This is a genomic window from Mesorhizobium sp. LSJC269B00, from assembly GCF_000502815.1.
Classification (GTDB): domain Bacteria; phylum Pseudomonadota; class Alphaproteobacteria; order Rhizobiales; family Rhizobiaceae; genus Mesorhizobium.
This window is the reverse complement of record NZ_AYVN01000001.1, coordinates 453,920-478,611: the sequence shown is the minus strand read 5'-3', so window position 1 is coordinate 478,611 and position 24,692 is coordinate 453,920. Positions and strand designations below refer to the sequence as shown.

23 protein-coding genes and 1 tRNA gene are annotated in these 24,692 nt (G+C 62.8%); 12 read left to right on the top strand and 12 right to left on the bottom strand.

Annotation, left to right across the window (positions count from 1 at the left end):
- Nucleotide 1: 1 nt before the first annotated feature.
- The 4 genes from X771_RS162485 to X771_RS162500 are packed head-to-tail and all read right to left on the bottom strand — an operon-like array spanning nt 2 to nt 4,434.
- Nucleotides 2-778, bottom strand: a complete 777-nt coding sequence (locus X771_RS162485; protein WP_023671185.1) for an enoyl-CoA hydratase/isomerase family protein — start codon at nt 776-778, stop codon at nt 2-4.
- Nucleotides 771-2,372 (bottom strand): acyl CoA:acetate/3-ketoacid CoA transferase, encoded by a 1,602-nt coding sequence (locus X771_RS162490; RefSeq protein ID WP_023686431.1) that lies wholly within the window; start codon nt 2,370-2,372, stop codon nt 771-773. The genes X771_RS162485 and X771_RS162490 overlap by 8 nt, the downstream gene beginning before the upstream one ends.
- Complete coding sequence (locus tag X771_RS162495) at nt 2,369-3,379, bottom strand: Gfo/Idh/MocA family oxidoreductase (protein WP_023686430.1); 1,011 nt, start codon at nt 3,377-3,379, stop codon at nt 2,369-2,371. Before X771_RS162495 ends, X771_RS162490 begins: the two co-directional genes overlap by 4 nt.
- On the bottom strand, nt 3,376-4,434 hold the full coding sequence (locus X771_RS162500; protein ID WP_023686429.1) for a LacI family DNA-binding transcriptional regulator: 1,059 nt from the start codon (nt 4,432-4,434) through the stop codon (nt 3,376-3,378). Before X771_RS162500 ends, X771_RS162495 begins: the two co-directional genes overlap by 4 nt.
- A 229-nt stretch (nt 4,435-4,663) precedes the next feature.
- On the opposite strand from X771_RS162500, the gene X771_RS162505 reads away from it, so the two are divergent.
- The 7 genes from X771_RS162505 (at nt 4,664) to X771_RS162535 (ending at nt 10,096) form a co-directional block, all read left to right on the top strand.
- Nucleotides 4,664-5,818 (top strand): dihydrodipicolinate synthase family protein, encoded by a 1,155-nt coding sequence (locus X771_RS162505; RefSeq protein ID WP_023686428.1) that lies wholly within the window; start codon nt 4,664-4,666, stop codon nt 5,816-5,818.
- Between the two features lie 104 nt (nt 5,819-5,922).
- Entirely contained in the window at nt 5,923-6,993 is a 1,071-nt protein-coding gene (gmd, locus tag X771_RS162510; protein ID WP_023686427.1) for a GDP-mannose 4,6-dehydratase, read from the top strand.
- Between the two features lie 9 nt (nt 6,994-7,002).
- Nucleotides 7,003-7,971, top strand: coding sequence for a GDP-L-fucose synthase (locus tag X771_RS162515; RefSeq protein ID WP_023686426.1), 969 nt, complete (start codon nt 7,003-7,005; stop codon nt 7,969-7,971).
- An 81-nt stretch (nt 7,972-8,052) separates the two neighbouring features.
- The gene (locus tag X771_RS162520) at nt 8,053-8,259 is read left to right on the top strand and encodes a hypothetical protein (protein ID WP_023686425.1); all 207 of its coding nucleotides are present in this window, start codon (nt 8,053-8,055) and stop codon (nt 8,257-8,259) included.
- Between the two features lie 464 nt (nt 8,260-8,723).
- Nucleotides 8,724-9,209, top strand: a complete 486-nt coding sequence (locus tag X771_RS162525) for an Hsp20 family protein (protein WP_031202389.1) — start codon at nt 8,724-8,726, stop codon at nt 9,207-9,209.
- Nucleotides 9,210-9,273: 64 nt separating this feature from the next.
- Nucleotides 9,274-9,696: a DUF982 domain-containing protein gene (locus X771_RS162530; RefSeq protein WP_348625464.1), complete on the top strand. Its 423-nt coding sequence runs from the start codon at nt 9,274-9,276 to the stop codon at nt 9,694-9,696.
- Nucleotides 9,697-9,808: 112 nt separating this feature from the next.
- A complete protein-coding gene (locus tag X771_RS162535) occupies nt 9,809-10,096 on the top strand; it encodes a DUF982 domain-containing protein (RefSeq protein WP_245260022.1) in 288 nt (95 codons plus the stop codon).
- 207 nt (nt 10,097-10,303) lie between these two features.
- Here the strand turns inward: X771_RS162535 and X771_RS162540 are convergent.
- Nucleotides 10,304-10,378: transfer RNA gene (locus X771_RS162540), tRNA-Val, on the bottom strand.
- A gap of 114 nt (nt 10,379-10,492) precedes the next feature.
- The gene (locus X771_RS162545; RefSeq protein WP_023671195.1) at nt 10,493-10,855 is read right to left on the bottom strand and encodes a response regulator; all 363 of its coding nucleotides are present in this window, start codon (nt 10,853-10,855) and stop codon (nt 10,493-10,495) included.
- A 164-nt stretch (nt 10,856-11,019) separates the two neighbouring features.
- Between X771_RS162545 and X771_RS162550 the strand changes: the two genes are divergently transcribed.
- Complete coding sequence (locus tag X771_RS162550; protein ID WP_023683232.1) at nt 11,020-11,961, top strand: N-formylglutamate amidohydrolase; 942 nt, start codon at nt 11,020-11,022, stop codon at nt 11,959-11,961.
- A 337-nt stretch (nt 11,962-12,298) separates the two neighbouring features.
- Nucleotides 12,299-13,072 carry a histidinol-phosphatase gene (hisN, locus tag X771_RS162555; RefSeq protein ID WP_023683233.1) on the top strand — a complete coding sequence of 258 codons (774 nt, stop codon included), beginning with the start codon at nt 12,299-12,301 and terminating at the stop codon, nt 13,070-13,072.
- Between the two features lie 12 nt (nt 13,073-13,084).
- Here the strand turns inward: hisN and X771_RS162560 are convergent, their stop codons facing one another.
- The 4 genes from X771_RS162560 to X771_RS162570 all read right to left on the bottom strand — a co-directional run bounded on the left by X771_RS162560 (nt 13,085) and on the right by X771_RS162570 (nt 15,575).
- On the bottom strand, nt 13,085-13,915 hold the full coding sequence (locus X771_RS162560; protein WP_023683234.1) for an AraC family transcriptional regulator: 831 nt from the start codon (nt 13,913-13,915) through the stop codon (nt 13,085-13,087).
- A gap of 125 nt (nt 13,916-14,040) precedes the next feature.
- Nucleotides 14,041-14,280 (bottom strand): DUF1127 domain-containing protein, encoded by a 240-nt coding sequence (locus X771_RS162565; protein ID WP_023686421.1) that lies wholly within the window; start codon nt 14,278-14,280, stop codon nt 14,041-14,043.
- A 3-nt stretch (nt 14,281-14,283) separates the two neighbouring features.
- The gene (locus tag X771_RS1000000168655; RefSeq protein WP_023683236.1) at nt 14,284-14,454 is read right to left on the bottom strand and encodes a hypothetical protein; all 171 of its coding nucleotides are present in this window, start codon (nt 14,452-14,454) and stop codon (nt 14,284-14,286) included.
- Nucleotides 14,455-14,615: 161 nt separating this feature from the next.
- Nucleotides 14,616-15,575 carry an alpha/beta hydrolase gene (locus tag X771_RS162570; protein ID WP_023686420.1) on the bottom strand — a complete coding sequence of 320 codons (960 nt, stop codon included), beginning with the start codon at nt 15,573-15,575 and terminating at the stop codon, nt 14,616-14,618.
- 457 nt (nt 15,576-16,032) lie between these two features.
- Here X771_RS162570 and X771_RS162580 point away from each other — a divergent pair, with 457 nt between their 5' ends.
- The gene (locus X771_RS162580; RefSeq protein WP_023671202.1) at nt 16,033-16,500 is read left to right on the top strand and encodes an Hsp20 family protein; all 468 of its coding nucleotides are present in this window, start codon (nt 16,033-16,035) and stop codon (nt 16,498-16,500) included.
- 157 nt (nt 16,501-16,657) lie between these two features.
- Nucleotides 16,658-17,422 (top strand): sulfite exporter TauE/SafE family protein, encoded by a 765-nt coding sequence (locus X771_RS162585; protein WP_023686418.1) that lies wholly within the window; start codon nt 16,658-16,660, stop codon nt 17,420-17,422.
- On the opposite strand, the gene X771_RS162590 is transcribed toward X771_RS162585, so the two are convergent.
- Both X771_RS162590 and X771_RS162595 read right to left on the bottom strand, forming a co-directional pair.
- The gene (locus X771_RS162590; RefSeq protein WP_023686417.1) at nt 17,419-18,315 is read right to left on the bottom strand and encodes an MBL fold metallo-hydrolase; all 897 of its coding nucleotides are present in this window, start codon (nt 18,313-18,315) and stop codon (nt 17,419-17,421) included. The genes X771_RS162585 and X771_RS162590 overlap by 4 nt on opposite strands.
- Before the next feature lie 18 nt (nt 18,316-18,333).
- Complete coding sequence (locus X771_RS162595; protein WP_023686416.1) at nt 18,334-19,383, bottom strand: low specificity L-threonine aldolase; 1,050 nt, start codon at nt 19,381-19,383, stop codon at nt 18,334-18,336.
- 509 nt (nt 19,384-19,892) lie between these two features.
- On the opposite strand from X771_RS162595, the gene gltB reads away from it, so the two are divergent.
- The gene (gene gltB / locus X771_RS162600) at nt 19,893-24,644 is read left to right on the top strand and encodes a glutamate synthase large subunit (protein ID WP_023686415.1); all 4,752 of its coding nucleotides are present in this window, start codon (nt 19,893-19,895) and stop codon (nt 24,642-24,644) included.
- The last annotated feature ends 48 nt before the right edge of the window (nt 24,645-24,692 follow it).

Here is a 24,692-nt window from a genome sequence, read left to right as displayed (position 1 = left end):
TCTAGGATCTTGAAAAGGCCGGCTTCTGCTTGGCCTTGAAGGCGCTCACGCCGGCTTTGAGGTCGCCGGTCAGCGCAACGAAGCCGCTGGCGAGCGCCTCGGTGGCGGCCGCACTTTCCTCGCCTTCGGCGACTGCGATCATCAGCTTGGCGGCTTCGGTTGCGAGCGGCCCGCGCCCGGCGATTTTTTCGGCCCAAGTCCTGGCCTCTGCCAGCGCCTGGCCGGTCTCGACCACGCGGTCAACGACGCCGAGGGCAAGCGCGTCGGAGGCGGCAAAGAGCTCGCCGCCGAGTGCCATGCGGCGCACGATCTGGGCCCCAAAGCGGCGCACGGCGCGCTGCGTGCCGGACCAACCGGGGACGACGCCGATCGATGTCTCGGGAAAGCCGAGCTTCACCTGCGTTTCGGCGACACGGAAGTCGCAGGCGACCGCCAGCTCCAGCCCGCCACCCAGCGCATGGCCGGAAAGCACCGCGATGGTCGGCTGCCGCAGCCGCGCCAGTCGGTCGAAGACACGGTGGCCGTAGCGCACCCATTGCACCTGAAAGTCGGCAGCGCTCATTTGTGCCCAGGCCTCGACGTCGCCGCCGGCGCAAAAGCCTTTGCCTTCGCCGCGGATCAGCACGACGCGCACGCCTTCAGCCATTTCGGCTTCGTCGAGCGCTGTCTCGAGCGCGCGCAGCATCGGAATGTCCAGCGCGTTGAACTTCTCCGGCCGGCGCAGCGTGACGATGCCGATGGCGCCGTCCTGCTCGAAGGTGACGAGGCGCTCAGCCATGCGCGCCTCCGAGCGAAGCGCCACCATTCAGCGACAGGCCGATCGGCCGGTCCTGATAGAGAGCCGCCGGCGTGACCTTGAGATCGTTGGCGATGCCGAGCGGAATCTCTGACTGCGCCAGCACATCGCGTTCGAGGTCGATGCCGGGCGCCAGTTCCGTCACCATCAGACCCTCCGGCGTCAGCTTCATCACGCAGCGCTCGGTGACGTAGGTGATGTCCTGCCCTTGCGCGACGGCGCGCTTGCCGGAGAAGGAGATGTGTTCGACCTCGTTGACCACCTTCTTGACCTTGCCTTCTGCATCGATGCGGATGCCGCCATCGGCGAGCGACAGTTTTGCGCCGGCATTGAAGAAGCCGGAGAAGACGATCTTTTTCGCCCGTGCCGTGATGTCGACAAAGCCGCCGGCCCCGGCGGTGACATGTGGCCGGGCCGAGAGTTTCGACACGTTGACGGAGCCATGGCGGTCGATCTGCAAGAAGGAGAGCAGCGAGGCATCGAAGCCGCCGGCCTGGAAATAGATGAACTGGTGCGGCGAGGGCATGATCGCCTCGGCGTTGGAAGCGCAGCCGAACTTGAAGTCGAGCAGCGGCACGCCGCCGACCGCGCCCTGCTCGATCACCCAGGTGACCTTGCCGTGCTGGCCTTCCTCGAGAAGGATACGCGGCACATTGGCCGAGATGCCGAAGCCGATATTGACGGCCATGCCATCGCGCAACTCCATGGCGACGCGGCGCGCGATTACTTTCTGGATGTTCATTTCGGCGTTGCGAAAGCTTGACAGCGGGCGGAAGATCTCGCCCGAAATCGCCGGGTCGTAAGGCGTCAGCGTCGTCTGCAACTGGTCCGGCGCCACCACGATGTGGTCTACCAGCACGCCGGGCACGCGCACGTCATGCGGCTTCAGCGTGCCGTTCTCGACGACGCGCTTGACCTGCGCAATGACGATGCCGCCATTGTTGCGCGCGGCGAGCGCCTGTTCGAGGCCGCCCAAATAGGCGCCTTCATGCTCGTAAGTGAGGTTGCCGCGCTCGTCGGCGGTGGTGGCGCGGATGATCGAAACGTTGGGCACGATCGAGCGGAAATAGAGCCATTCCTCGCCGTCGAACTGCTGCACCGAGACGATCGGCTCGCTTGCAGCCTCATTCATGGCGCAGCCCTGGTGGCGCGGGTCGGCAAAAGTGTCGAGGCCGACCTTGGTCAGCACGCCCGGCCGCTTGGCGGCGGCCTCGCGGTGCATGTCGAAAAGGATGCCGGAGGGCACGTTGTAGGCGGCGACCGAATTGTCGCCGATCATCTTCCATATCTGCGGCGGCTCGGACGAGGAGGGGCCTGAGGGATAGGAGCCGCAGAGCGTGCGCTTCAACAAGCCGGGCTTGGCCAGATGGTCGATGCCCTTGATGCCATACATGTCGCCGGCGGCGATCGGATGCAGCGTGGTGATGTCTTTCGGATGGCCTTCGGCGTCGAAGCGCTCGCCGATGGCAGCCAGGACGGCGTCAGGGCAGCCAAGGCCGCTCGACGACGAGACGGAGACGGTCATGCCGTCCTTGATGAGGCTTGCTGCTTCAGCGGCGGAGACGAGCTTGCTCACACAACACCTTTCGGATCGATAGTGACGGCCTTGCCGGACTTTGCCGACTGCAACGCTGCTTCGGCTGAGGCCAGCGACCAGACGCCGTCCTCGCCGGTGGCGGAGGGCTGGCCTTCTCCACGCATGGCGGCATGGAACTGGCGCAGCGACCTGGCGTAGAGGTCTTCTCGGTCGAAGCTCAGTTCCTCCTCGCCTTTGGCGGTGCGTAGCAGCACCGAGCCGACTGGCTTCTGCGTCATCACATTTTTTGCGATCAGCGAACCTTCGGAACCATGCACCTCAAAGCCGGTATCGGCGAACTTGGTTGTGAAGCCTTCATGCGACTGGGCGATGATGCCCGACCCGAAGCGCCAGATGCACATGGCGCCGTCTTCCAGCCCGCTGCTGGCCATGCCGGCCAACTGGGTGAAGGCCGAAATCTCGACCGGGTCGTCGCCGAGCACGAAGCGCAGCGTGTCGGCATCATGCACGGTGATGTCGAGCACCACGCCGCCGCCGGCCTCAGGCTTGGTAATGCGCCAGCCCTGCAGGTTTTCCGGCAAATAGACGGAATGGAAGACGCGCGCGGCAATCGGCTTGCCGATATGGCCGGCTGATATGGCGTCGCGCATGGCGCGGTGGGCGCCGGCATTGCGCAGATGATGATTGGTGCCAAGCACGACACCGGCTTCCTTGGCGGCGGCGACCATTGTGCGCGCGTCGGCGCTGTTCAGCGCCAGCGGCTTTTCGCACAGAACATGCTTTCCCGCCTTGATCGCAGCCAATGCCTGTTCGAGATGCAGTTCATTGGTGGTCGAGATGTAGACGGCGTCGATTTCGGCGCCGAGCAGGTCGTCCAGCCTCGAGACGGCAAGCGGAATATTCTGTTCCGCGGCATAAGTCTTGGCGCGCTGCGGACTGGAGCTCATCACCGCCGCGATCTCGCCACCCTCTTGCGCGCGGATGGCGTTGATCATGAACTGTTTGGCGATCGTGCTGGCGCCGATCAGTCCCCATTTGACGCTCATGCCGCGTCTCCCATTCCTGCTGATGTGTCCTGGGCGCCGCGATCGGGACCGCAGCTGTCCCTGACGACCAGATTGACGGCGCCGATATGGTCCTCGGCATGCGTGATGCGCGACTGGATCATCTTCAGCATGACGTGAGCGGCGCGTTCACCGAGGCCGGGTGTGTCCACCGAGACGCTGGTCAGCGCCGGCATATAATGCTCGGCTTCGACCACGTCGTCGAAGCCGACGACAGCAAAGTCCGCGCCGGGCTCCAGCCCGCGCTTGCGCAGCGCCAGCATGACGCCGAAGGCGACGGCATCGTTGAAGCACAGTGCCGCCGTCGGCGGCTCGGCCATGGCAAGGGCGGTTTCCAGGCACGCGATGCCGCCCCTGCGGCTGGTCTCGCCTTCGACGACAAGCACGTCGCGCCTGGCAATGCCCAATGTTTGGCAAGCTTCACGAAAACCGCCCAGGCGCTCCTGATAGACGACCAGGTCGGAGGTGCCGCCGAAGAAGGCCAGCCGGCGATGGCCCTTGCCGATCAGATGGGCGGCGGCGAGATACGCGCCGCGATGGTTGTCAGGAGCGATCACCGGGATGCGGCTGTCCGGCAGGCGGCGCATGGCGAAGACGACCGGCACGCCCGCCATCTCGAGGCGACGGAAGGCGCCCGGCGTGGTGCCGCGTGCCGGTGACACGATCAGGCCTGCGACGCCCTGTTCCATCAGCGATTTCAGCACTTCTTCCTGGCGCACCGGGTTCTCCGCCGTGTTGGCGATGAAGGGCACGATGCCGGCCGACTGGAAGACGCGCTCCATGCCGACCGCCAGCTCGGCGAAAAAGGGGTTGGTGAGATCGTTGATGACCATGCCGATGACGTTGGAATGGGCTTTGCGCAGATTGGCGGCGCCGCGGTTGTAGACATAGCCGACATCCTCGATCGCCTTGCGAACCTTGACCGCGGTTTCAGGCCGGATCAGCCCTGAGCCTTGCAGCACAAGCGACACCGTCGATTTGGACACACCAGCCTCGCGGGCGATGTCCAGGATCGTTGCCTTGGCCCGGCTGGCCATGTCGGTGGTTTCCTCCGCTTAAATGGGCAAATCTATTGGAACGTTCTAATCACTCTGCCAACCGAGAGTCAATCGGGATTCTTGCGGAGATCGAAAAGGTGATGAATGTGGTTCCTAGCAAGGACTCTTAGCCTTCTTCGGCATTTGGACCGGTTCAATCGCCGCAATCATAAAGGTTCTTGATTTATTGGAACGTTCCATTTACAGGATGCCGAAAACGGAGGTTGCCATGGATATCACCCTGCCTACGCAGAATGGCGGCCGCGTCAGCTACAAGCTGGCGGGCAGTCCGGTCGAGCCCGTAATCGGTGCGGTTTTCCCGCGTATCGCCTATGCCGCGGCCCATGTCGTCGCCGATCCTTTCGCGATGACCGACCCCTGGTCGAAGCCTGCGGTCGATTGGGACAAGACGATGGCGTTTCGGCATCATTTGTGGCGGCTTGGCTTCCGCATCGCCGAGGCGATGGACACCTCCCAGCGCGGCATGGGTTTCGACTGGGCGAATGCGCAGGAATTGATCCGCCGCTCGATCGCCGAGGCGCGCAGCGTCGAAGGCGCAGACCTCGCCTCGGGCGCGGGCACCGATCATCTGGCGCCGGCCGCTGCCAGAACGCTCGACGATGTGATCGCCGCCTATGAGGAGCAGTTCACCTTCATCGAAGGCGAGGGCGGCAAGGCGATCATGATGGCCAGCCGGTCGCTGGCGACGGTCGCAAAAGATCCGGACGACTATATCAGGGTCTACGATCGCATCCTCAGCCAGGCATCCGGCAAGGTCATCCTGCACTGGCTGGGCGACATGTTCGATCCGGCGTTGCAGGGATATTGGGGCAGTGGGAATTTCGAGGCTGCGCTCGACACCGTCGTCGCCATCATCGAGCGCCATGCTAATAAGGTCGAGGGGATAAAGATATCGCTGCTCGATGCCGGCAAGGAAGTTGCCTTGCGCAACCGGCTGCCGGAAGGCGTCGTCATGTTCACTGGCGACGATTTCAACTATCCCGAACTGATTGCCGGCGACGGGAAGCGGCACTCGCACGCTTTGCTCGGCATATTCGATGCCATCGCGCCGGTCGCCAGTGCGGCGCTGGCGAAACTGGCTGAGGGCGACCGCGCCGGCTATGACGCGCTGATGGCGCCGACAGTGCCGTTGTCGCGCAAGATCTTCGAGGCGCCGACGGAGTATTACAAGGCCGGCATCGTCTTCATGGCCTGGCTCAACGGCCATCAGGACCATTTCGCCATGGTCGGCGGCATGCAGTCGGCGCGCGGCATCCTGCACTATGCCGACATCTTCCGCCTTGCCGACCAGGCAGGGTTGCTCGCCGATCCCGAGCTTGCGCTGGCCAGGATGAAGCATTTCTGCGCGGTTGCAGGTGCCTGAGAACGACACAATCGCTGGCTGAAACCTGTCTCCCGTATGGGGGATTTGCGTTCTCGCGCCAAATCTGTATTCGGTTGCCGGGATTGGATGCGGACGGAGCGGCAATGACGGAAAAAGTGGCGCTCATCACCGGGGTTACCGGGCAGGACGGGGCCTATCTCGCAGAATTGCTTCTGCAGAAGGGCTATATTGTCCATGGCGTCAAACGCCGCTCGTCCTCGTTCAACACCGAGCGCGTTGACGACATCTATGTCGATCCGCACGAGCGCGGTGCGCGTTTCTTCCTGCATTATGGCGACCTGACCGACGCGACCAACCTTATTCGCCTGGTGCAGGAGACACAGCCCGGCGAGATCTACAATCTCGGCGCCCAGAGTCATGTCCAGGTGAGTTTCGAGACGCCGGAATACACCGGCAATGCCGATGCGCTGGGAACACTCAGGCTGCTCGAGGCGATCCGCATCCTGCGCCTGGAGAAGTCGGTGCGCTTCTATCAGGCATCGACGTCGGAGCTTTACGGCAAGGCGCGCGAGGTCCCGCAAAGCGAGGCGACGCCCTTCCATCCGCGCTCGCCCTATGCCGCGGCCAAGCTTTACGCCTACTGGATCACGGTCAACTACCGCGAGGCTTACGGCATGTTCGCCGCCAACGGAATCCTGTTCAACCACGAAAGCCCGACACGCGGCGAAACCTTCGTCACCCGCAAGATCACGCGGGCCGTCGCCTCGATCCATCACGGCCTTCAGGCCACGCTCTATCTCGGCAATCTCGACGCCAAGCGTGACTGGGGCCATGCGCGCGACTATGTGGAGGGCATGTGGCGCATTCTGCAGCACAGTGAAGCCGACGATTTCGTGCTGGCGACCGGTGAGGCGCATTCGGTGCGCGAATTCGTCGAACTGGCTTTTGCCGAGACCGGACGCACCATCCGCTGGCAAGGCGAGGGTGTCGATGAAGTCGGTGTCGATGCCGGTTCGGGCACTGTCCTGGTGCGCATCGATCCGCGCTATTTCCGGCCGACCGAGGTCGACCTGCTGCTCGGCGACCCCGCCAAGGCCAAAGCCAGGCTGGGGTGGTCGCACACGACCGGCTTCAGGGATCTGGTGGCGGAAATGGTGCAGGCCGATCTGGCGCGCACCGCCGGCGGCACGCGGCAGAACAGCCGTTCTGCGTGAGGCAGGTTCATGGACGCGACATTTGATCTGAAAGGCAAGCGTGTCTTCGTCGCCGGGCATCGCGGCATGGTCGGTTCGGCCGTCGTGCGCCGGCTGGCGAGCGAGGACTGCGAGATACTCACCGTATCGCGCGACGGGCTCGACCTGCTTGACCAGGCAGGGGTGCGGCGCTGGATGGCCGAGCACAGGCCGGATGCGGTGGTGATGGCGGCCGCCAAAGTCGGCGGTATCCTGGCCAATGACCGGTTCCCTGTCGATTTCCTGCAGCAAAACCTGGTTATGCAGGGCAATGTCATTGACGGCGCCTTTCGCAGCGAGGTCGGCAAGCTTTTGTTTCTCGGCTCGTCCTGCATCTATCCAAAGCTCGCGCCGCAGCCGATCAGGGAAGACGCCCTGCTGACCGGTCCGCTCGAACCCACCAATGAATGGTATGCGATCGCCAAGATCGCCGGGCTCAAACTGTGCCAGGCCTATCGGCGCCAGCATGGCGTCGACTACATCTCGGCGATGCCGGCCAACCTTTACGGTCCTGGCGACAATTTCGATCTCCAGTCCAGCCATGTCGTGCCGGCCCTGATGCGAAAGGCGCATGCGCTGGCGCTGAGCGGCGGCAACAGCCTCGAGGTCTGGGGCTCGGGCACGCCACGGCGTGAATTCCTGCATGTCGACGACGCCGCCGATGCCTTGGTCTGGCTGTTGAAGAATTATGCCGGCGACAGCCACGTCAATGTCGGTTCGGGCGAGGATGTCACCATTGCCGAGCTTGCCCAGACCGTCGCATCGGTCGCCGGCGTCGAGGCTGATATCGCCTTCGATACGACCAAGCCAGATGGCACGCCGCGCAAGTTGATGGATGTTTCGCGGCTGTTTGCGACTGGATGGCGCCCGCGCTACGCGCTTCGCGGCGGATTGGAACAGACATATGCGTGGTTTCTCAACCATATTGGGAAGGGTGGTGTCCGACTCGGCGCGGCCTGATTCCAATTTTCCTTGAACCATTTCGCTGCCGCTGGCGACCAAGCGGTGTGTAGCAAACACGGTCCATCAAGGAGAACGTCAATGTTTATCACTTCAAGAAACGTCTTTCTCGCCGCCATCGCGGTTTCGGTGCTGGCAGGGTGTCAGACGGCACCGCCGAGGGAATGCGAGAAGACCAAGCCCGGTGTCACCTACAACGGCAAATGCTGCGGCATCGGCACACCGTGCCGTGAAGGCAACAACACCCCTCATGACAAGCCCGACAGGCCCGATCCGCGGCCACAGTGATCCGCGAGCCAGAAACGTCCCGGCACGTGCCGGGACGTTTCGTCCCCCGACAGGGTGGATTTACGGATCGGAAGGCCGCTACCCGGTTCCTTGCTGGCCGGCATTTTAATACGAAACGGGACGGCGGGGCAGTAGACGATGCGGTCGCGCAGATCGCGCGAAAACTTCCCGCCGGATCTGTACTTCAAGGGGCTGTTCGACTGTTCGAAGGGAAGGTCCCGGAGAAACTCAGATTTCGCTTTCCGTCGATGCGAAGGATGCTACTAAAAAAAATTCGAGATGCTCTTGAACTCATTTGGGGCGCCTCCTAATTCGATTTCCGCCAAGGCCATAAGGCTCGGCAAAAAATGGCGGCGCCGCACGGGGCGGCGTCCTTGTACCCATGTTGCTTCAAGGAGGATGTGGCTATGAGAACCTTTGATACCCTCTATCGGACCACCGTCGGTTTCGACCGGCTTTTCGACATGCTCGACAGCGGCACGCGTCCGGACTGGCCGCCCTANCTCTATCGGACCACCGTCGGTTTCGACCGGCTTTTCGACATGCTCGACAGCGGCACGCGTCCGGACTGGCCGCCCTATAACATCGAGAAGGTCGACGAGAACGATTACCGTATCTCGATGGCCATCGCAGGCTTCAGCCAAGATGAGGTTGAGCTGACCCAGCATGGACCCGAACTGGTCGTGGTAGGCCAGAAAGCTGATGATCAGAGCGGACGCCAGCTGCTGCACCAGGGCATTGCCTACCGCAGTTTCAGGCAGACGTTCAAGCTTGCCGACCACATGAAGATCAAGGCAGCCAAACTGGAGAATGGCCTCCTCTCGATCGACATTGTCCGCGAGATTCCCGAAGAGCTGAAGCCGCGCCGCATCAGCATCGGCGTGGGCGACACGCCAACGGCCGCCACTCAGATCACGCAAGACACGGACCGCGCGCGTAAAGCCGCGTAATCCTGTCGATCTGTCACACTTTGAACTGCGGGTCCGCCTCCCGGTTCCGGCCGGGAGGCTGTGATTGCGGAGAAACGAAGATGATCACTGCAGGACCTACTGGCGCGCCTCTGTCGCGCGCCTGCAGTTGGCCTGGACCGCGCAAACCATGAAACTCAATGGTTCGTTCAATTTGGAGGATCATATGAACGATCGGATGTTTGACAGCGCCGTTTTCGTGAAAAGCGGCGACAACCTTGTTCAGGAAATCACGTGTCTCGAGGACGCTCTGGAGTTCCTCTATGAATGGCCGGAGGACAGGCGCGGCCCCATTCACCAAACCGCATTGCGGGCCTGCCAGCGAGCTTTCGATAGCGATTATCCGCTTTCCGCAGCCAGAGACGCGTTCAGCGGTTTTGCGAAAGCAGCCAGAATCCTTGAGGAAGTATCCACGACAATGCCGTGGATGATGGGCAGAGGTGGCGAAGGCGGAGGAGTGACTGCCTAAAGCGCGTCGCGAAACGGATTCATGCGACACGCTTTAAGTCTTTGTTTTGATGCATGTCGTTGTCCCAGAACGGCGGCATACTTCTGGGTGACATGCATTAGGAAAGGAGGTCATGATGCTATCGAAACCTTTTGAAAAGCCAGTCCGGGTGTGGGTGGGATTGGGCTTTCCCCGCCAACTCAACACGGTCGCAGATGCCTATCAATTCGCAGCCGAATGGTGTGGCAACAGCCCGGAGCAGAGAGCTGCTATTCGCGCTTGCAAAGCCGCTCTGATTGGTGATGTGGAACCCGAGACAGCACGAGGCGTCTTCGTCGCGTTCGCTCGCAAGAAGGATATTCTTATGGAGGACGGCATCGAGCCTGCGCCTTCAAGGACGCTAAGCCCGCACCACGTCTAAAGCGCGTCGCGTTTGAACGGACTCAGACGACGCGCTTTAGGTCTTTGTTTTTATGCATGTCGTCGTCTCAAAACCGGGGCCACTTTTGAGCGCCATGCATTAGAATGTCCACAAACACGAGGCGGCTGCCACAAGCGGTGGCCGCCTTACCGGCTAAGTCGTCGAAGGGGTGCGCCAAAAACGGGCTTGGCTAAGTTATTGAAAGGATGGTGGGCGTGACAGGGATTGAACCTGTGACCCCTGCAATGTCAATGCAGTGCTCTCCCGCTGAGCTACACGCCCATCCGAAGCCGCGCATACACCATTTTTGGTCCAGCGCGTCAATAGCCGGAAAGGGAAAGAAAGGCTCGTTTTGTCGCGCCGCCGACGAAGCGGCGAGATCACACTGTGCGTGCTTCAGGCGGCCTGCAGCATTTTTTCGACCTCGTTGACGAGATCGCGCAGGTGGAAGGGCTTGGACAGCACCTTGGCGTCTTTCGGCGCCTTGGAATCGGGGTTGAGCGCGACGGCCGCGAAACCGGTGATGAACATCACCTTCAGGTCGGGATCGATCTCGGTGGCGCGGCGGGCGAGTTCGATGCCGTCCATCTCCGGCATGACGATATCGGTCAGCAGCAGGGAGAAAGGTTCTTCGCGCAGCCGCTCGTAGGCGCTGGCGCCATTGTCAAAATCGCTGACGTGGTAGCCGGCCCGCTCCAGTGCCTTGACCAGGAACCGGCGCATGTCGTCGTCGTCTTCCGCCAGCAGAATGCGTGCCATCTTGTCCCGTCCGAATCACCCCAGCCAAGCCTGCCGTCCGGCAAGCCCGTTAACCATCCTGTATATGAGGAGCTGACGGTAAACATCAAGTGAACGTTGGCGGCATTAATCCTGATTTGACGGGGTTCCTGACATGCCGAAATGCTGGACATGCGGCCGATGAGGTGGCAGTTTCCCATCATGATGCATTGCTGTTTCCGGGTTCGTTCAAATTGACGACGGCAGCCGAAGATTTTTCGGTCGTTCCACCCTTCGAAATCCGATCGGGCGCCGAGCAGCGCGTTCCCTTCGTCTTCAACTCACCGCATAGCGGCCGCTATTATCCAGACCGCTTCCTGGCCATGGCGCGGCTCGACCGGAACGCCATCCGCCGCTCCGAGGATTGCTATGTCGACGAGCTGTTCGGCAGCGCGGTGGCGCTGGGCGCGCCGATGCTGGCGGCGAATTTTCCGCGCGCCTATCTCGACGTCAACCGCGAACCCTGGGAACTCGACCCGCGCATGTTCGCCGAGCCGGTGCCGTCCTTCTGCAACATCCGCTCGGCGCGCGTCGCCGGCGGGCTCGGCACCGTGCCCAAGCTGGTGGGCGAGGGGCTCGACATCTATTCCGGCCGTCTGCCGCTGGCGGAGGCCGTCCAGCGCATAGAGGTGGTCTACAAACCCTATCACGAGACGCTGAAGCGGCTTTTGACCAGAACCCATGCCAGGTTCGGCTATGCCGTGCTGATCGACTGCCATTCGATGCCGGCGAGCATCAGGGTGGGCGACAGCGGCCTGCGGCCGGATTTCATCGTCGGCGACCGTTTCGGCATCTCGGCCACGGCGGCCCTGACCGAGACGGCGATCGGCCTGCTCATCGGCATGGGCTACACCGTCGCTCACAACAAACCCTATGCAGGCGGCTTCATCACCGAGCATTACGGCCGGCCGGCGCGCCATCTGCATGCGCTGCAGATCGAGGTCAATCGCGGCCTCTACATGAATGAGCGGACGTTCCAGAAATCGGCCGGCTTCGATGCGCTGGCCGACGATATGGCGCGCTTTTCGGCCGACCTGATGGCGATGCCCGACCACCACTTCGTCGACCTGCCGCTGGCCGCCGAATGACGCCGGAGCGGCGGCTGTTCATGCAATCCCGCGCTGGCCATCCCGCAGCGTAAAAAAAGACCGCATCGTTTGCACGACACGGTCGAAGTCTAGGGAGGAAACGCCCAAGGAGGGCATGGACAGGAAAACCTGTCCGAGAACAAATTTATTGTGCGATGCACAAATGTCAATCGATCCCACGCTTTTTTAATTCACTCTGATGTGAAAATGCGTTTCGATGGTCCCGATGTGTGACATTTCAGCAACGCTGATGTCTCTGATAAATCGATAAACCGGCTTGTTTTGGCGGGAAAGTGCCGGCAGACCGGGTTGGCACTCTGTAATGCGGGAGAATCACGTGGACATCAGCATCGATTTCATGCGCCGGATCGCGCAAGCGGCGGCGGCTGAAACCTTGCCGCGTTTCCGCGCACAGGGCGCCGTGGCCAACAAGGAAAAAGGCAGTTTCGACCCGGTCACCGAGGCCGACCGCGAGGCCGAGCGCGCCATTCGGGCGCTGATCTCGGCTGAGTATCCCGATCACGGTATCCTTGGCGAAGAACATGGCAGCGAAAACATCTCCTCAAGGCATGTCTGGGTGATCGATCCGATCGATGGTACCCGCGCCTTCATCTCAGGCCTGCCGGTGTGGGGAACGCTGGTCGGGTTGACGGTCGACGGTGACGCCGTCGCCGGCATGATGGCGCAGCCGTTCACCGGCGAGCTGTTCTACGCCAACGCTTCCGGCTCCCACTACGAAGGCCCCGGTGGGCCGCGGAAGCTGTCGACCCGCAAGAGGACGAAGCTTGACGAGGCGACCTTGTTCACCACCACGCCGGCGCTTTTCAAGGGCGAGGCGCGCACCCGCTACGACGCGTTCGAGGAACAGATCCAGCTCGCCCGCTACGGCGCCGATTGCTACGCCTTTGCCATGATTGCCTCGGGCAGCGTCGACATCGTCGCCGATCCCGGATTGAAACCCTACGACATCGTGGCGCTGATCCCGATCATCGAAAAGGCCGGCGGCGTCGTCACCACATTCGAGGGCGGTCCGGCGGAAAAGGGCGGCGACATCCTGGCCGCCGCAACGCCGGAGCTTCATGCGGCTGCAATGGCAGCCCTGCGGGGCTGATAGTCGACCCGATCAGCGCGGCTTGATCGAGCGCTGGAATTCCGCCGGCGTTCGCCCGTAGACCTGCCTGAACGCGGAGCTGAAATGGCTGTGGCTGGAGAAGCCGAGGTCCAGGCCGAGCGTGGTCAGATTGTCGTAGCGGCCAAGCAGGTCGAGCGCGCGCGCCAGCCGCAGGCGCAGATGGTAGCGATAGAGCGGCATCGCCTCGACCTGCTGGAAAACCTGCGTGAGATAAACCGGTGATACCCCGACTTCAGCGGCGATCTCGGCCAGCGTCCAGCGCCGCGAAAGATCCGAGGACAGGACGAGCTTGGCGCGATCGACCAGCTTCTGCCGGCCAGCGCTGGCGCCGGCGGCATGCGAGGTGCTCTCGCCGAGGGAGCGCCGCACCAGCGTCAGCGCCAGGGTTTCGGCCTCCAGCGTTTCGGCAATGTTGCGGCTCAGGCTGTAGCGCAGCACCGCCACCAGCGCCTGAGCCCGCGGGTCGATGCGGCGGCGCTGACGACGAAACGCCACGGCGCTGCCCGAGCGCAACTGCTCCTTCGGCGTCAGCTCCTGCAGTTGCGCCTCCTCGACAACGAGATCGAGGCAGGAATCGCCACCCTCGACGGGATGGCTGATCCGGTAGCCTTCGGCGTTGTTGAAGAACAACAACTGGTTGGCTTCGGCGACCGCATCGTTGCGGCCGACATGGCGCACGAAGACGCCGCGATAGGGAAACACAAGATGCGTGGCAGCGGTGCACTCTTCTTCGCTCTTGTGCCGGCATTCGCCGCTGCAGAGGACATCCCTCACCCTGACGGTGCCGGTGTCCAGAAGCGTCTGTACCGTGAACTGCGACATGGTGAGCTGAGACATGGCCGTTGCATTCTACCCTTGCGCCGAAAGCTGCTCCGGCACATTAGGCGATTGGCTTGTCCAAACCTGTCAGGAGACTTCACCTGTCGGGCCCTTCGTACGGCCATGGCTCAGTCCCACAAACGGCGCATGTATTCGCAGTGAGCGTCGCTGCGCGACAGGCCGATGTCCTTGAGCTGTTCGTCGGTCATTTCGAGCAAGGCAAGGCGGCTTCGGCGCCTTTCCAGTTGACGGCCGATCCAGTTGGCCGCCGCGATGCCTTGTGTCCGCAAGGACCGCCGGAACGTCGCGGTTTGAGTTGTCGGCTGATGTGCGAGGCATTGCGCCGCCGCTGCATGATCGGGGCGCATCGCTCAGGCTTCCCCGTTGCCGGCCACTGATGCGCCGGCCACTGAGGCGCCGGCTTCGTTCAGCGCAATCGCGCATTCCTCGCAGCAGACCTCGACGGTCTTGCCGCCGACCTTGACGCGGATCGGGTTGGCGTCCAGCTGGCAATCGCAGGCAGCGCAGGTTTTCTCGGTCATGACGTCATCCCCTTGGCGTTCAGTATGCGGAGAGATGAGCATTCCGGGGCGGCACCGGCTGTCAGAATCTTTAGCTCTTTGGGTGCTGCCGGCGCTGCTCCTGACAGAAGGCTGTCAGCAGGCGCAAGCTCAAGGCGCCGCAACATGCAGCGCCGGCGGCATCAGGCTGTTGGGTCGTCGTTGCCGGGTATGAAGGCGTCGAAGGCGGCGAGCAACTGCTCGCGATAGACATCGGCCTCCTGCAGGATCTCGTGTTTCGAGCCATCGATCATCAGCAGCGAGCCGAGGCGCAGACGCCTGGCATAGGCTTCCACGGCCTTGGTCGAGACGACCTGATCGGCGCCGGCGGCGATCATCAGCAGCGGCACCTGGATCCTGGCCATGAAGTCGGGCTCACTGATGGCTTCGCCTGCCTTGATTGCCGCCTGCAGCCAGCGGATCGTCGGCCCGCCGAGCGCCAGTTGCGGATAGTGCTCGTAGATTTTCGTGTTGCGCTGATAGCGCCCGGGGTCCGATGTCACCTTGTTGAGGGCGAAGGGCAGGGTTTCCCTGGGACGCGGACCCCAGGCGGCGTAGAGCCGGCCGAGGCCGAGAAAGCACAATATCGAGCAGACGCGGCGCGCGGTTTTTGCCGACACGGGCGAGTCGGGCACCGTCAGGAAAGGCGCAATCAGCACCATGCGACGCACCCGGTTGACCATCGACGGCGCCGCGAGCAGCGCGATCACGGCGCCCATCGAATGGGCGAGGATGTAATACGGGCCGCGGCAGTCGGGCAGCACGATATCCTCGAAGAACTGTTCGAGGTCGCCGGTGTAATCGTAGAAAGAGCGGACATAGCCGCGTTGCGGATCGGCGATCAGCCGGTCGGAATCGCCCTGGCCGCGCCAGTCGAGCGTGGCGACGCCGAGGCCGCGGTCGGTCAGGTTGCGGATGGTTTCGAAATACTTCTCGATGCACTCGTTGCGGCCGGGCAGCAGCACGACGGTGCCTTTCAGCGGCCGGGTGATCGCGGCAAACAGGCCGTAGCGGATCTTCTTGCCGTCGCGCGTGGTGAAAAAGCCGCCGGCGACATTTTGCGGCGGCGGATTGCCTGGCGTGGGATGGAAGAGATCCGTCATTAGGCGCTTGCGTCTTCGTGGTGTCTCACCCGGCAGGGCGTCGGCATGGTGATAGACGCCAATGGATGAAAAGCAAAGGGAGGACGCCAAGGGGGCGGACGAACGACAAGCAAGGCCGGAAGCAGCCTGCGGCGGCGTGCTTCCGGCCTCTGTCGATCCGGGAGGAAGGGACGTTACACCCGGTCGGCCTCGTCGCGGCGCTTTCATCCGGCGCCGCCTGGTTCTTTATCCTGGGGGCACTCTAGCGCCGGCCGGCTGAACGGGCGCCGAAGCAGCGGTTCATCTGCCGTTCATCGACGCCTCGATTGGCGCTCTTCAAAAATCCTTGAAATGCGCTTTTGCGCTCCCCAAATGTCGGATGCAGCCGCCGATGTCGGGGCTGCTGGTCCACCCGAACGCCTTTCCAGGGTTTCGCACCGGCCACACGCAAACATGTTGCTCAACAGGAGAACACCTCATGCGTCACGTTGATTTTTCCCCGCTCTATCGCTCGACCGTCGGCTTCGACCGCCTGTTCACCATGCTCGACTCGCTGGCCCAGCCCGATGGCGCGCAGACCTATCCGCCCTACAACATCGAGCGCACCGGCGAGGACGCCTATCGCATCTCGATGGCGGTTGCCGGCTTCTCGGACGAAGAGATTTCGATCGAAGCCCACCGCAACGTGCTGACCGTCAAGGGTGAGCGCAAGGAAGAGGGCAATGGCGAAGGCTCCGAGCTGCTCTACCGCGGCATTGCCTCGCGTTCGTTCGAGCGCCGCTTCCAGCTTGCCGACCATGTCGAGGTCGTCGGCGCCACCCTGAAGAACGGCCTGCTTTTCGTCGACCTTAAGCGCAACATCCCCGAGGAGCTGAAGCCGCGCAAGATCGCGATTACCGCCTCTTCGGCCAACGCCAAGCAGATCGAGGCCAAGAACGCCGCGTGATCAAGACGGCGGCGTCACAACGCCCAAGGTTGAAAGCGTCTCCTCCCGAGACGAAAGCGGCGCCGCGAGGCGCCGCTTTTTTTCGCCGCAGCCTCTGTCACCCCAACCGAAGAGTTCTGGCTCTTTTGCGGCGGGCGCCGTCTTCCCATGAAGGGCGATGTCTGATCTTTCGGCTGATTTTTCCCTGGCCCTAACGGCAACCATTGCGGTGACCTTCCTGCTGGCCGGCATCGTCAAGGGCGTTACCGGTATGGGACTGCCGACGTTGGCGATGGGGCTGCTGGGCACAATCATGCCGCCGGTCGCCGCGGCTTCGCTGCTGATCGTGCCGTCCTTCGTCACCAATATCTGGCAGCTGTTTGCCGGCCCGAGCTTCGGATGGATCCTCAGGCGGCTGTGGCTGATGATGGTCGGCATCGTCGCCGGCACGCTGGCCGGCTCATGGCTGCTGGCCAGCGACAATGTCAAATGGACGACGGCCGGCCTCGGGGCGGCGCTAATCGTCTATGCCGTCTATACGCTGCTGGCGCGGCAGTTGACGGTTCCCGCGTCAGCCGAGCGCTGGTCGTCGCCCATCGTCGGTTTCCTTACCGGCATCGTCACCGGCGGCACCGGCGTGTTCGTCGTGCCCGCTGTACCTTACATTCAGGCGCTGGGCTTGAGCCGTGACGATCTGATCCAGGCGCTCGGCCTGTCCTTCACCGTGTCGACGATCGCGCTCGCTGCCGGCCTTGCCTCGCACGGCGCGTTCCAGGTCGGGCATGTCGCCATGTCGTCGCTGGCGGTTGCGCCGGCCTTGCTCGGCATGTGGCTCGGACAGTTGCTCCGGCAGCGGATCAGCCCGGCGACCTTCCGGCGCTGGTTTCTTGTTTTCCTGATCTTGCTTGGCCTCGAGCTTTTGGCGCGGCCTTTCCTTGCTTAGCGGCCGGTGCCGGTTGCGAGAACGGCCTCGATGTTTTGCCGGTGGACGGGCTCGTACAGCGCGAAGTACTCGACCGCGCCCGTGGCGAATATGTCGGCGCCGAAGGTTTTCAGATCCTGCTTCGCAAGATCAGGCTCACGCCGGCAGCGAAGCAGTTTTTGAACGTAGGCTTGCGTGGCGGCGATGAGGCCTTTGTCGTAGCCGCCTCGCTCAATCGCTTCGAGCGAGCCGTGATTGGGCAAGATGCGGTCTATCGGCCACCCGCTCATGCGTTCGAGATCGACCAGATGTTGCGCCAGCCGATCCGCCTCGCTGACATAGGTGATCGGATCCTCGAGCGTGTCGCCCGCCAGGAGCAGGCCGGTTTCGGGCATGAACAGCACCGTGCCGTCATGGCTGTGGATTTCGACCTGACGCAGTTCGACGGCGATCGATCCAACGGCGAGGTCAAGACTGCCTGCGAAGGTCCTGTTCGGCAGCACGAGAGGCTTGATCGGTGGAACACCGCTTTCGATCTCAGCCCGGTTGTTCGCGAGCGCCGAGGCGGTGAGCGTGTTGGCGATAATCTCGCAATCCTGAAACACCTCATTGCCGGCAATATGATCGTCATGCCAGTGGCTGAGCACGACCCGGATCGATGTTGCGCCCATGTCTTCGAGCGTCTGCCTGATGAAGCGCGCGTGAGGCAGCGAAATATGCGTGTCGTAGACAAGCGCCTGCGAACCATCGACGATCGCATAGGTGCAGATGCCGAGGGCATAGGCGCCGTCGTCCAGCCAGTTCGGCTCGTCCGACCAGGCGCGAACGCCGTCAACGCGGCCATCGTAGAAGCCGAGCACGTTTGGCGCCGGGCGAACCAGCCGCATGGTTGAGCCGAGAGGTGGCTTTGTCATTGGCGCGGTCTCGCGGGTTCAGGCGATCATCTGGCCGAAGCGATCGACCTCATCTGAAGTCGTGGCAAAGCTGGTGACGAAGCGATAGAGCAACTCGTCCTCGCCGACATGGCCGTCGAAGCCGTGCGGCCTGTGCCAGTCGTAAAAGGCTGCGCCGACGGATTGCAGCCTTTCGGCTTCCGCCTTTTTCATCACCGCGAACACCTCGTTGGCCTGCGGCAACCAGGCGAGCTTCGCCGTTGCCGAATCCTCGATCGCAGCCGCCAGGCGCGCGGCCATGGCATTGGCATGACGGGCCGTGTCCAGCCACAGGCCGTCCGTGAAGTAGGCGTCGAACTGCGCTGCGATGAAGCGCGACTTGGAGAACAGCTGTGCGGCGCGCTTGCGCAGGAAGGACAACTCCTTGGCGCGGTCTAGATCGAACAGCACCACCGCTTCGGCGCACCAGCAGCCGTTCTTGGTGCCGCCGAACGAGACGATGTCGACGCCGCGCTTCCAGGTCATTTCGGCCGGCGTCGTCTCAAGCGCGACCAATGCGTTGGCAAAACGGGCGCCGTCCATATGCAGCGGCAGGGAAAAGCGTTTGGCGATCTCCGAAATGGTGGAAATGTCGTCGAGCCCGTACACTGTGCCGACTTCGGTCGATTGGGTGATCGAGACGGCCGTCGGGCGTCCCCAATGGACGATTTCGGGTGCGAAACGGGCGACGGCGCGTTCAAGATTGTGCGGATCGATCTTGCCCAGGGCGCCGTCGACAGCATGGAGACGCGAGCCGCCGCTGAAATATTCCGGCGCGCCGCATTCGTCCTCGATGATGTGCGATTCGCGGTGCGCAAAGGAAATGCCGCCGGGCTTGTTGTAAGCGGCCAGGGACAGCGAGTTGGCCGCCGTGCCGGTAGCGACGAAGAACACCGCGACCTCGCGTTCGAAGATCTCGCTGAAACGCTGGTAGACGGCCCGGTCGAGATCGCCATCGCCATAGGCGGTCGAAAAGCCGCCAGCATTGGCTGACAGCCCGGCGGCAATGTTGGAATGGACGCCCGCCCAGTTGTCGGATGCAAAGAACATCAGGAAAGTCCCTGCCTGGTTGAGAAAGTCTGGTTGCGACAAGAGCGCGACCATGGCCGTTTCGGGGTTTGACGCGCAAGGGCCAAGGGCTGAAAAAGCGGTAAAGCCAAAGGCGATCACGAAGGAGTGCCGGGACCGAAATTTCGTTTCAACAGCGCCCGACGTAATTTTCTGTCGCCAAACGTCCAAGAATTTGGTGAATCGGTCTTGTGTGCGCCCAGGATTTCTGCCATAAAAATTTAGGACAGTAGTGCTGTCTTATTTTGTCGCACAAGTCAGGCTGGATTGGCGTATCATTTGGGCCACTCCGGCCGTTGCCGCGAGCGACGGGTAGACGGCTCGGCTGTGGCCTGTACGATACCGGATACGAACCGGCGGTGCACCGCACGGTCCGCCAAGGATTTCGAAAAGACGTGCCGCAAGAATGAGAGCGGAAGCCAGTCGCTTCCCAAGGTAGACCAGCGCCCCAAATGCTAGACGTGCAAGGGGCCGGATCGGAGGACAGGACGATGACGGAACTGACGCCATCTGCGATTATCGGCCAGGCCGCGCAGACGAAAGCGGCAGCCGTTAAAAATACCGTTCTGACCAAAGAAGGCCGAACCACCAACGGCCTGACCGGCAACGGTATGGCCGCGCAGGGTCTCTACGATTCGCGCAACGAGCATGACGCGTGCGGCGTCGGCTTCATCGTCAACATGAAGAACGTGAAGTCGCACCAGATCGTCAAGGACGGGCTCTTCGTGCTCGAAAACCTGACGCATCGCGGCGCTGTCGGCGCCGATCCGCTGATGGGCGACGGCGCCGGCGTGCTGGTGCAGATTCCCGATCATTTCTTCCGCGAAGAGATGGCGGCCCAGGGCGTCGAACTGCCGGCGGCAGGCCAATACGGCGTCGGCCACTGGTTCATGCCGCAGGATGCGGCACTGCGCGCCCATATCGAAGAGATCATCGCCGAATCGGCGCAGTCAGAAGGGCTGCCGCTGCTCGGCTTTCGCGACGTGCCGGTCGACAATTCATCGCTGTCGAAGGCGCCCGATATTGCGGCCTCCGAACCGTTCCATCGCCAGGTCTTCATCGGCCGCACATCGGACATTCCAGATGACGAGGAATACGAGGCCAGGCTGTACCTGCTGCGCAAGGTGATTTCCGGCCGCATCTACGCCGAGAACAACAACAAGGATATCGGCGCCTACTGTGTGTCGCTATCGGCGCGTACCATCGTCTACAAGGGCATGTTCCTGGCCTACCAGGTCGGCGCCTATTACAAGGATTTGTCGGATCCGCGTTTCGAGACCGCGCTGATCCTCGTCCACCAGCGCTTCTCGACCAACACCTTCCCGTCATGGAAGCTCGCGCACCCCTACCGCATGGTCGCGCATAATGGCGAGATCAACACGGTGCGCGGCAACAACAACTGGATGGCGGCGCGCCAGGCCTCGGTCGATTCCGAACTGTTCGGCAACAACATCTCCAAGCTGTGGCCGATCTCCTATGACGGCCAGTCCGACACGGCGTGCTTCGACAATGCGCTCGAATTCCTGTTCCAGGGCGGCTACAGCCTCAGCCACGCCATGATGATGCTGATCCCGGAAGCCTGGGCCGGCAACAAGCTGATGGATGCCGATCGCAAGGCTTTCTACGAATACCATGCAGCGCTTATGGAGCCGTGGGACGGGCCGGCCGCGGTCGCCTTCACCGACGGCCGCCAGATCGGCGCCACGCTCGACCGCAACGGGCTGCGGCCGGCGCGCTACATCGTCACCGACGACGACCGCGTCATCATGGCGTCAGAGGCCGGCGTGCTGCCGGTGCCGGAGGAGAGGATCGTCAAGAAGTGGCGGCTGCAGCCCGGCCGCATGCTTCTGATCGACCTCGCCAAGGGCCGCATCATTTCCGACGAGGAGATCAAGTCGGAGATCGCCACCAGGCATCCCTACAAGACCTGGCTCAACAGCACGCAGCTGATCCTCGAGGATCTGAAGCCGGTGGAGCCGCGCGCGCTGCGCAAGGATGTCAGCCTGCTCGATCGCCAGCAGGCTTTCGGCTACACGCAGGAAGACACCAAGCTGTTGATGTCGCCGATGGCGACCACCGGCCAGGAAGCCGTGGGTTCGATGGGCACCGACACGCCGATCTCGGCGATGTCGGACAAGTCGAAGCTGCTCTACACCTATTTCAAACAGAATTTCGCCCAGGTCACCAACCCGCCGATCGACCCGATCCGCGAGGAGCTGGTGATGAGCCTGGTGTCGTTCATCGGGCCGCGGCCGAACATCTTCGACCTGGTCGGCAATTCGCGCCGCAAGCGGCTCGAAGTGCGCCAGCCGATCCTGACCAATGGCGATCTGGAAAAGATCCGCTCGATCGGCCACACCGAGGACCGTTTCGACACCAAGACCATCGACATCACCTACGGGTCGAGCGAGGGCGCGGCCGGCATGCAGGGCGCCGTCGAGCGTCTGTGCGAGCGGGCGGAAGCCGCTGTCGCCGGCGGCTACAACATCATCATCCTGTCCGACCGCCAGGTCGGTCCCGACCGTATCGCCATTCCGGCACTGCTGGCGACGGCTGCCGTGCACCACCATCTGATCCGCAAGGGTCTGCGCACCGCGGTCGGCCTGGTCGTGGAATCCGGCGAGCCGCGCGAAGTGCATCATTTCTGCTGTCTCGCCGGCTACGGCGCCGAGGCGATCAACCCCTACCTTGCCTTCGATACGCTGCTCGACATGCACAAGCGTGGCGAACTGCCGGCTGAGGTCGACGCCTACGAGGTGGTCTCGCGCTACATCAAGTCGATCGGCAAGGGCATCCTCAAGGTGATGTCGAAGATGGGCATCTCCACCTACCAGTCCTATTGCGGCGCGCAGATATTCGACGCCATCGGGCTGAAGTCGGATTTCGTCGAGAAGTACTTCACCGGCACAGCGACGCTGATCGAAGGTGTCGGTCTGGACGAGGTCGCGGCCGAGACGCTCAGCCGCCACACCGACGGTTTCGGCAACGATCCGGTGCTGCGCAACAGCCTCGAGGTCGGCGGCGAGTACATGTACCGCATGCGCGGCGAAGCCCATATGTGGTCGCCCGACGCCGTCGCCACCTTGCAGCACGCCGTGCGTCAGGGCTCGTGGGAGACGTTCAAGGAGTATTCCGCGCAGATCAACAGCGAGACGGCCCGTGCCCAGACCATACGCGGCCTGTTCAGGATCAAGCTTGCGGAAGAGACCGGCCGCAAGAAGGTGGCGATAGAGGACGTGATGTCGGCGGCCGATATCGTCAAGCGCTTCTCGACCGGGGCGATGTCGTTCGGCTCGATCTCGCGCGAGGCACACACGACGCTGGCGCGCGCCATGAACCAGATCGGCGGCAAGTCGAACACCGGCGAGGGCGGCGAAGAGGCCGACCGCTATCTGCCGCTGCCCGGCGGCAGCAAGAACCCCGAACGTTCGGCGATCAAGCAGGTCGCCTCGGGGCGCTTTGGCGTCACCGCCGAGTATCTCGTCAATTCCGATGTCATGCAGATCAAGGTCGCGCAGGGCGCCAAGCCCGGTGAGGGCGGCCAGCTGCCCGGCCACAAGGTCGACGCCACCATCGCCAAGGTCCGGCACTCGACGCCCGGCGTCGGCCTGATCTCGCCGCCGCCGCATCACGACATCTATTCGATCGAGGATCTGGCGCAGCTGATCTACGATCTGAAGAACGTCAACCCGGCGGCCGACGTCTCGGTAAAGCTGGTGTCGGAAGTCGGTGTCGGTACGGTTGCGGCGGGCGTCGCCAAGGCGCGCGCCGACCACATCACCATCTCCGGCTATGATGGCGGCACCGGCGCGTCGCCGCTGACCTCGCTCAAGCATGCCGGCAGTCCATGGGAAATGGGCCTTGCCGAGACGCACCAGACGCTGGTACTGAACGGGCTGCGCTCGCGCGTTGCGCTGCAGGTCGATGGTGGCTTGCGCACGGGGCGCGACGTCATCATCGGTGCGCTGCTCGGTGCCGACGAGTTCGGCTTCTCGACCGCGCCGCTGATCGCGGCCGGCTGCATCATGATGCGCAAGTGCCACTTGAACACCTGCCCGGTCGGCGTCGCGACGCAGGACCCGGTTCTGCGCAAGCGTTTCAAGGGCACGCCCGAGCATGTCATCAACTTCTTCTTCTATGTTGCGGAAGAGGTGAGGGGGCTGCTGGCCGAGATGGGCTACACCCATATCGACCAGATCATCGGCGACAGCGACCTGCTGGAAAAGCGCGAGATGATCCAGCATTGGAAGGCGCGCGGGCTCGATTTCGGCAAGATGTTCTTCAAGCCGGACGCGCCGCATGAGGCGGTGCACTGGACCGAACGGCAGAAACACCCGATCGACGATGTACTCGATCGCAAGCTAATCGAACTGGCGAAGCCCGCGCTCGAAAGCAAGCAGCCGGTCAAGATCGAGGTCGACATCCGCAATGTCGATCGCTCCACGGGCGCCATGCTGTCGGGCGAAGTCGCCAAGCGCTTCAGGCACAAGGGCCTGCGCGAGGACACGATCCAGGTGAAGCTGACCGGCACCGCCGGCCAGTCGTTCGGCGCCTTCCTGGCGCGCGGCATCTCGTTCGATCTCGTCGGTGCGGCCAACGACTATGTCGGCAAAGGCCTGTCGGGCGGACGCATCGTCATCCGGCCGCCGGAGGAGTCCAGGATCGTCGCGGCGGAATCGATCATCGTCGGCAACACCGTCCTCTATGGCGCGACCGAGGGCGAGGCCTATTTCGCAGGTGTCGCCGGCGAGCGCTTCGCGGTGCGCAATTCGGGCGTCGCCGCCGTCGTTGAAGGCGTCGGCGATCATGGCTGCGAATACATGACCGGCGGCATCGTCGTCGTCATCGGCCAGACCGGTCGCAACTTCGCTGCCGGCATGTCGGGCGGCGTGGCCTATGTTCTGGATGAGGCCGGCGATTTCGCCGCGCGCTGCAACATGGCGATGGTCGAGCTGGAGCCGGTTCCGGAAGAAGACGATCTGATGGAAAGGCTGCTGCATCATGGCGGTGACCTCGACCACAAGGGTCGCGTCGACGTCTCGGGCGACATGACCACCCATGACGAGGAACGGCTTTACCAGCTTATCTCGAACCACGTCCATTTCACCGGTTCGGTACGCGGCCGCGAGATACTCGACGACTGGACGACCTTCCGGCCGAAATTCCGCAAGATCATGCCGGTCGAATACCGCCGCGCGCTGATCGAGATGGAACGCATGCGCATGGGCGTGGCGGCGGAATAGGTTTTTCGACTTGCCGGGAGGCGCAGGCTTCCCGGCGGAACTTTCAGC